A 7,188-nucleotide genomic window follows, 5' to 3' on the forward strand; every position below is an offset into this window, starting at 1 on the left:
TCCCGGGCCCGGTTCGACGGCCCTGGGCGCGGCGGCCCGGCTCTGCGATGATGAGCGGTATCCGGAGGGAGTCCGTCCAGATGCCGTTGCTCACGGTTGCCGACGTCCTGCGCCTTCCCGTCATCGTCGCGGGACTTCCCCGTGTGATGGCCGGTGAGGAGCAGCTGGCCCGTGCGGTCCGCTGGGTGCACGTCACCGAGCTGCTCGACCCCGCCTCGTTCCTCGAGGGCGGTGAGCTCGTACTGACCACGGGCATGCCCCAGCCCAACGACCCCAGCCGGTTGCGCGGCTATGTGGACCAGCTGGCCGACATCGGCGCCGCGGGGCTCGTGGTCGAGCTCGGCCGCCGCTACCAGCAGGTGCCACCGGACCTGGTGGCCGCCTGCCGCGCCCGAGAACTCCCCCTGATCGTCCTGTCCCGGGGCATCCGCTTCATCGAGGTGACCCAGACCGTCCACGCGCTGATCCTCGACGCACAGGGCGAGCTGCTGCGCCGCTCCCAGCAGGTCCATGAGATCTTCACCGGGCTGACGCTGCGCAACGCCGAGCCCAAGGAGCTGGTGCGCGCCGCCGCCGATCTGATGGGCCGCCCGGTGGTCCTGGAGAACCTGCTGCACCACGCGGTGTTCTCCGGTACGGCGGGCGGCACCGCCGGCCAGATCCTGGAGGCGTGGCAGCGCCGCTCCCGTGCCACGCCGACCCCCGACACCACACAGACCAGCGGCCCCGAGGGCTGGCTGGTGGCCCCCGTCGAGCACAACGGACGGCGCTGGGGGCGGCTGGTGGCGGTGCCGAACGCGGCCGCCCCCGCGGCCGACCCGGAACACACCATGATCCTGGGACGCGCCGCCACCGCCCTCACCCTCGCCCGGCTGACCGGCCACACCCAGTGGGACCGCCAGGCCCACACCTGCGCCCTGCTGGAGCTGCTGCGCTGGAGCTACCGCGGCCGCACCGAGGCACGCATCCGCATCGAGGCCCTCGGCATACCGGTCGTCGGCCACCGCCTCATCGCCCTCGCCATCGGCCACCACGGCGCCACCGCCGACGAGACGGGCCTGGACGACCGGCTCGCCGACGCCCTCCAGGGCTCCGGCATCCGGGCCCTGGTGGGGCGGCTCTCCCCGGACCGGACCGGGGTGCTGCTCGCCCTGGCCCGCGCCAGCGCCTGGCAGCCGGTGGTGGAGCGGGTCAGCCGGCTCACCGAGGAGACGCTGGGCGCCTCCGCGGTGGTGGCGGTCGGGCCGGGGGTGACCGAGATCGACCAGGTGGCACGGGCGTTCCGGGAGGCCGAGGAGGTCGTGGACGCCGTTGGCCCCACCACCCCGCACCGGTCGTTCCACGTGCCCTCCGACGTCGGACTGCCCGAGTTGCTGTACGCGCTCCGCGACGACATCCGTGTGCAGAGGTATGTCGAGCACCAGCTGGGCAGGCTGATCGAGTACGACGAGCGCCACGCGGGCGATCTGCTGACCACGCTGCGCCACTACCTCGCCGCGGGCAACAAGTCCATCGCCGCCAAACAGATCGGCCTGTCCCGCCAGGCGTTCTACCAGCGGCTGCATACCATCGAACGGCTCCTCGGCCGCGACCTGGAGTCCGGTGTGCAGCGCACCCAGCTCCATGTCGCCGTCACCGCCCTGGACACGCTGACGGCGTCCGGCGTGGGAGGATGGGGCGCATGAGAGCCTGTGTCATATCCCCGGTCGGATCAGCGTGCGTGCCAGGCGTCGCACGCCCGGCCGGGGATATGACACAGGCTCTGACATCCGAGACCGGCTATCTGCTGGACAACCGGCAGCGCGAGGCCGGCCGGCGCTTCGACGCGCTGGCCGAGCTCTTCGACCCTTGGACCCTGGACCACCTCGACCAGCTCGGCCTGGCCGCCGGATGGCGCTGCTGGGAGGTGGGAGCGGGCGGACCCTCGGTGCCCACCGCCCTCGCCGAGCGGGTCGGGCCCACCGGGCAGGTGCTGGTGACCGACATCGACACCACCTGGCTCACGGAGCTGTCCGGCCCGGCCACCGCACCGATCGAGGTACGGTGCCACGACGTGGCCCACGACGAGCCACCGGGCGACGGCTTCGACCTCGTCCACGTCCGGCTGGTGCTGGTGCACCTGCCCGACCGGGCCGAGGCGCTGCGGCGGATGGCCGGGGCGGTGCGGCCGGGCGGCTGGCTGGTGGTGGAGGACGCCGACCCGGCGCTCCAGCCCCTGGCCTGCCCCGACGAGCGCGGCCCGGCCGAGGAGCTGGCCAACCGGATCCGCCGCGGATTCCGCGCGCTGCTCGCCGAGCGCGGTGTGGACCTCGCCTTCGGCCGCACCCTGCCCGCCCTGCTGCGCGGCGCCGGGCTGCACGACGTCCGCGCCGAGGGCTGCTTCCCGCTGACCTCCCCGGCCTGCCGGGAGCTGGAGGCGGCCACCGTGCGTCAACTGCGCGGGCAACTGGTGGCGGGCGGCCTGGCCACCGAGGAGGAGATCGAGCGCCACTTGGAGCATCTGCGCGGCGAGGGCATGGACGTCACCACCGCCCCGCTCATCACCTGCTGGGGCCGGCGCCCGCACTGAGCGCCGAACGCCCCGGGGATTCGCGCTCAGTCGAGCAGACCGAGCCGGCTCGCCGCCCGGATCGCCAGCCAGACCTCGGCGAACGCACCGGTGGTGGACAGATCGCGGCCGGTCAGCTCGCTGAAGCGACGCAGCCGGTAGGCGAGCGTATTGGGGTGCACATGGAGCGCCGCGGCCGCCTCGTCCGTACGGCGGTCGCGCTCCATCCAGGTGCGCACCGACGTCAGCAGCCGTGAGCCGTGGCCGGTGTCGTAGCGCAGCGCCTCGCCCAGCACATGCTCGACCAGATCGGTGAGCGCGGCCGGGTCGTCGGGCAGCCAGCGGCCGGTGACATCGTCGCCGTACCGCACGAGGGCACGGCCGGACGCGACGGCGTGGGAGGCCGCCCACAGCGCCTCGCGCTGGGCGATCCGCAGCGAGGAGCCGGGGCTGAACGGGCGGCTCATCCCGGCGGCCACACCCGGCAGGGACTCGACCGTCTCACCCAGGTCGGGCGCACCGAGCAGATAGCGGTCCTCACCGCGCTTGAGCAGCAGACACGGCTGATCCTCCAGCGCCCGCAGCACGGCATCCTCCGTGACGCCCCTGACCACCGCCAGCACCGTCTCGCCCTCGATGGAGTGGCGCAGCAGATGGCGCCGCGCCACGGCGGGTTCGAGGGCGCCCTGGAGCAGCTCGGCGAGGATCTCCGCACCCTCACGGCGCAGCGTCTCCCGCTCGGTGCGGACCATGGCGAGCTGGAGGGCGGCCACCGTGGCGATGTGCTGCACCACGGCGAGCCCCGCCGGGCGCGCGCCCTCCCGTTCGAAGGCGATGAGGAAACCCGCCGGGCCACCGGGGGAGGGGACCGGGAGGGCGAAACCACCGGGGATGGTCGGCGGGGCGTCCGCCGAGCCGGGGATCACCGACGCGTCGGGCGCGGGTACACCCGGCAGCAGCGGCCGGCCCTGGGTGGTGCACAGATAGATGTCGTAACCGGACAGCTTCTCCAGCCGGCCGAACAGCGTCGCGGTGTCCAGGTTCTCCGAGGTCAGCCAGCGCAGCGCGCCGAACACCTGCAGCTGGGCGCCCAGCCGGTGGCGGGCGTCCTCCTGGACGGCGGCGGCCACCTCCTGCGCCACCGCCATGAACGGCACGGCCAGCGGGATCTCCAGAACCGGCATCCCCCGCTCCTCGGCGGCGTCGAAGAACGCGCGGCGCAGCGGGGGCATCCGCAGCTGGGCGGAGACGGCCAGGGCGGCCACCCCGGCGTCGTCCAGCCGCTCCAGATAGGCGCGCTGCCCGGCCGCCGAGCGGGGCATCGCTATCCCCGTCGTCATGATCATTTCGGATCCGAGCAGCCAGGGCGTGGGGTCGTCCAGCTCGCTCACATGCGCCCAGGACACCGAGCGGTGCAGCCCCGCGCCACCCGCGATCAACCGCAGCTGCAGGGCCGGATACGACAGCAGATCGTCGACCGTCACACCCTGCTCTTTGTTGTTCACCACAAATTGAGCCTAACTCTTTGTCTCAGCAACGATTGTCGCGCGGTTCCTCCGCTGTGCAGACTCGCTCGACCGGACCCCACCGGCGCACGTCAAGAAGGGACCGCAACACCATGACCGAACCCCGAGGGCCCGTCGACTCCTCCCGGGTCCCGCGCTTCGCCGGCCCGGCCACCTTCGCCAGGCTGCCCCGCCTCGACGAGGTCGCGGGGGCCGACGTGGCGGTGGTGGGCGTCCCGTTCGACGGCGGTGTCTCCTACCGCCCCGGCGCCCGTTTCGGGCCCGCCGCGGTCCGCGAGGCCAGCCGGTTGCTGCGCCCCTACCACCCGGGCCTGGACGTGTCCCCGTTCGCCACCCAGCAGGTGGCCGACGCCGGTGACATCGCCGTCAACCCCTTCGACATCGGCGAGGCAATCGAGACCATCCAGGACGCCGCGGGCAGCCTCCAGGCCGAAGGAACCCGCCTGGTCACCATCGGCGGCGACCACACCATCGCGCTTCCGCTGCTGCGCGCCGCCGCAACGAGGCACGGCCCCGTAGCGGTGCTCCACTTCGACGCCCACCTGGACACCTGGGACACCTACTTCGGCGCCGAGCACACCCACGGCACCCCGTTCCGCCGGGCCGTGGAGGAGGGCATCGTCGACACCTCCGCCCTCTCGCACGTCGGCACCCGCGGCCCGCTGTACGGCAAGCAGGACCTCACCGAGGACGAGAAGCTGGGCTTCGGCATCGTCACCTCCGCCGATGTCTACCGGCGCGGCGCCGACGAGGTGGCCGACCAGCTGCGCCAGCGCATCGGCGACCGGCCGCTGTACATCTCCATCGACATCGACTGCCTCGACCCGGCCCACGCCCCCGGCACCGGCACCCCCGAGGCGGGCGGCCTGACCTCCCGCGAGCTCCTGGAGATCCTGCGCGGACTGGCCGGATGCCGTCTGATCGGCGCGGATGTGGTGGAAGTGGCGCCCGCCTACGACCACGCCGAGATCACCTCGGTCGCGGCCTCCCACGTCGCCTACGACCTGATCAGCCTGCTCGCACTCCAAGGAAAGCGGGAGCAGACGGATGAGTGACTCCCCGGCACTGACCGAGGTCGAGAGCTACGGGGTCGAGCGCATCCCCGACGCGGACCGCAGCGCGACCCCCCTCGACCTGTTCCGCGTCGCGTTCGGCGGCGCCAACACCTTCGCCACCTGTGTGCTCGGCGCCTTTCCGATCCTCTTCGGGCTCTCCTTCTGGCAGGGCCTGGCGGCGACCCTGCTCGGCGTGGTGGGCGGCTCCCTGATCCTCGCCCCGCTCGCGGTGTTCGGCCCGTGCAACGGCACCAACAACGCGGTCTCGTCCTCGGCACACCTGGGGGTGCACGGGCGGATCGTCGGCTCCTTCCTGTCGCTGCTCACCGCCATCGCGTTCTTCTCCATCTCGGTGTGGTCCTCCGGTGACGCGCTGGTCGGCGGCGCCCACCGGCTGATGGGTGTGGAGCAGAACGACGGGGTGTTCGCCCTCGCCTACGGCGTCTTCGGGGCGCTGGTGCTGACGGTGTGCGTGTACGGCTTCCGGTTCATGCTCTTCGTCAACAAGATCGCGGTGGTGGCGGCCTCGACGCTGTTCGTCCTCGGCTTCTTCGCCTTCGTGGGGGACTTCGACCCCGGCTACCAGGGGGTGTTCCCCTCGGCGTCCACGGCCGGGTTCTGGCCCGCGTTCATCGGCTCGGCGCTGATCGTGCTGTCCAACCCGGTGTCCTTCGGCGCCTTCCTCGGCGACTGGGCGCGCTACATCCCCGCCGACACCCCGCGCCGCAAGGTCGTCACGGCGGCGTTCGCCTCGCAGATCGCCACCATCCTGCCGTTCTTCTTCGGCCTGGCCACCGCCTCGATCATCGCCAAGAAGGCCGCCCCGTACATGGACGCGAGCGCGCCGAACTACGTCGGCGGACTGCTGGCCATCTCGCCCGGCTGGTACTTCCTGCCGGTGTGCCTGCTCGCCCTCATCGGCGGCTTGTCCACCGGCACCACCTCGCTCTACGGCACCGGCCTGGACTTCTCCAGCGTGTTCACCCGGTTCAGCCGGGTGCAGGCCACCCTGTTCGTCGGGGTGCTCTCGATCGGGTTCATCTTCCTGGGCCGCTTCGCCGCCAATCTGTCCCAGTCCATCTCCACCTTCGCCACGCTGATCATCACCTGCACCGCCCCCTGGATGATCATCATGGTGCTCGGCTATGTGACCCGGCGCGGCTGGTACGACCCCGATTCGCTCCAGGTGTTCAACCGGCGCCAGCGCGGTGGCCGCTACTGGTTCCACCACGGCTGGAACTGGCGTGGCATGGGCGCCTGGCTGACCGCGGCGGTGCTCGCCCTGCTCTTCGTCAACGTCCCCGGCCAGTTCGTCGGGCCGTGCGGCGATCTGGCCGACGGCGCGGACATCTCGCTGCCGGTGGGCCTCGCCACCGCCTCGCTCCTCTATCTGGCGCTGCTGTGGCTCTTCCCCGAGCCGCGCGAGGTGTACGGGCCCGAGGGGCCGCGGCTGGTCCGCGCCTCGGACGCGCCCGTACCGCCGATCACCACGGAGACCGGCGCGCCCGTGCCCGCGGTGGCGGAAGGGGCGTGAGGACGCCGTGCGCCTCATCGACCTCTCCGTACCCGTAGCCACGGGCATGCCGGTCTACCCCGGCGATCCGAGGGTGGCCATCGCCCCCGCGCTGAGCGTCGCCGCCGACGGGGTGAACGTGCTGCACCTGGACATGGGGTCGCAGTCCGGCACCCATGTCGACGCCCCGTTCCACATCGACGACGCGCTGCCCACCCTCGACCGGCTGCCCCTGGAGCGCTTCTGGGGCCGGGCGGTGGTGGTGGACGCACGTGGCGCGGAGCCCCGGACACCGCTCGGGCCGTCCCTGTTCGAGCGGAGACTGCCGGCCGGGGCCATCGTGCTGGTGGCCACCGGCTGGTCGCGGCACTGGGGCCACGACGAGTACCTCGCCCATCCGTATCTCACCCCGGAGGCCGCCGAACTCCTGGTGGACGCCGGGATCCGCACCGTCGGGGGGGGGGCGGAGGGGGCGCGGTGGCGGACCCCCCCCCCCCCCCCCACCCGCACCGCCCGGCCGGGGGCGGGGCGCCCCCCCAGCGCGCC

6 protein-coding genes are annotated in these 7,188 nt (G+C 72.8%); 5 read left to right on the top strand and 1 reads right to left on the bottom strand.

The annotated features are described in order from the left end of the window. The first annotated feature begins 80 nt into the window (after window positions 1–80). Window positions 81–1,685: a PucR family transcriptional regulator gene (locus ACFXB5_RS12615; RefSeq protein ID WP_385206093.1), complete on the top strand. Its 1,605-nt coding sequence runs from the start codon at window positions 81–83 to the stop codon at window positions 1,683–1,685. A gap of 65 nt (window positions 1,686–1,750) precedes the next feature. Continuing rightward, window positions 1,751–2,569: a class I SAM-dependent methyltransferase gene (locus ACFXB5_RS12620; RefSeq protein ID WP_385206096.1), complete on the top strand. Its 819-nt coding sequence runs from the start codon at window positions 1,751–1,753 to the stop codon at window positions 2,567–2,569. A 26-nt stretch (window positions 2,570–2,595) separates the two neighbouring features. On the opposite strand, the gene ACFXB5_RS12625 is transcribed toward ACFXB5_RS12620, so the two are convergent. Beyond that, a complete protein-coding gene (locus ACFXB5_RS12625) occupies window positions 2,596–4,056 on the bottom strand; it encodes a PucR family transcriptional regulator (RefSeq protein WP_385206099.1) in 1,461 nt (486 codons plus the stop codon). Between the two features lie 110 nt (window positions 4,057–4,166). Between ACFXB5_RS12625 and speB the strand changes: the two genes are divergently transcribed. The 3 genes from speB to ACFXB5_RS12640 all read left to right on the top strand — a co-directional run. Continuing rightward, window positions 4,167–5,129: an agmatinase gene (gene speB / locus ACFXB5_RS12630; protein ID WP_385206102.1), complete on the top strand. Its 963-nt coding sequence runs from the start codon at window positions 4,167–4,169 to the stop codon at window positions 5,127–5,129. Further along, window positions 5,122–6,663 carry a purine-cytosine permease family protein gene (locus ACFXB5_RS12635; protein ID WP_385206105.1) on the top strand — a complete coding sequence of 514 codons (1,542 nt, stop codon included), beginning with the start codon at window positions 5,122–5,124 and terminating at the stop codon, window positions 6,661–6,663. Before speB ends, ACFXB5_RS12635 begins: the two co-directional genes overlap by 8 nt. A 7-nt stretch (window positions 6,664–6,670) precedes the next feature. Continuing rightward, window positions 6,671–7,188, top strand: a 518-nt coding sequence (locus ACFXB5_RS12640) for a cyclase family protein (protein ID WP_385206107.1), incomplete at its 3' end; no start/stop codon positions are given.

It is taken from the genome of Streptomyces sp. NPDC059455, assembly GCF_042750115.1.
Classification (GTDB): Bacteria; Actinomycetota; Actinomycetes; order Streptomycetales; family Streptomycetaceae; genus Streptomyces; species Streptomyces endocoffeicus.

Bases quoted from the DNA above. Each gene is read 5' to 3' on its own strand.
- ACFXB5_RS12635 (WP_385206105.1), top strand. From the start codon at position 5,122: ATGAGTGACTCCCCGGCACTGACCGAGGTCGAGAGCTACGGGGTCGAG.
- speB (WP_385206102.1), top strand. From the start codon at position 4,167: ATGACCGAACCCCGAGGGCCCGTCGACTCCTCCCGGGTCCCGCGCTTC.
- ACFXB5_RS12620 (WP_385206096.1), top strand. From the start codon at position 1,751: ATGACACAGGCTCTGACATCCGAGACCGGCTATCTGCTGGACAACCGG.
- ACFXB5_RS12615 (WP_385206093.1), top strand. From the start codon at position 81: ATGCCGTTGCTCACGGTTGCCGACGTCCTGCGCCTTCCCGTCATCGTC.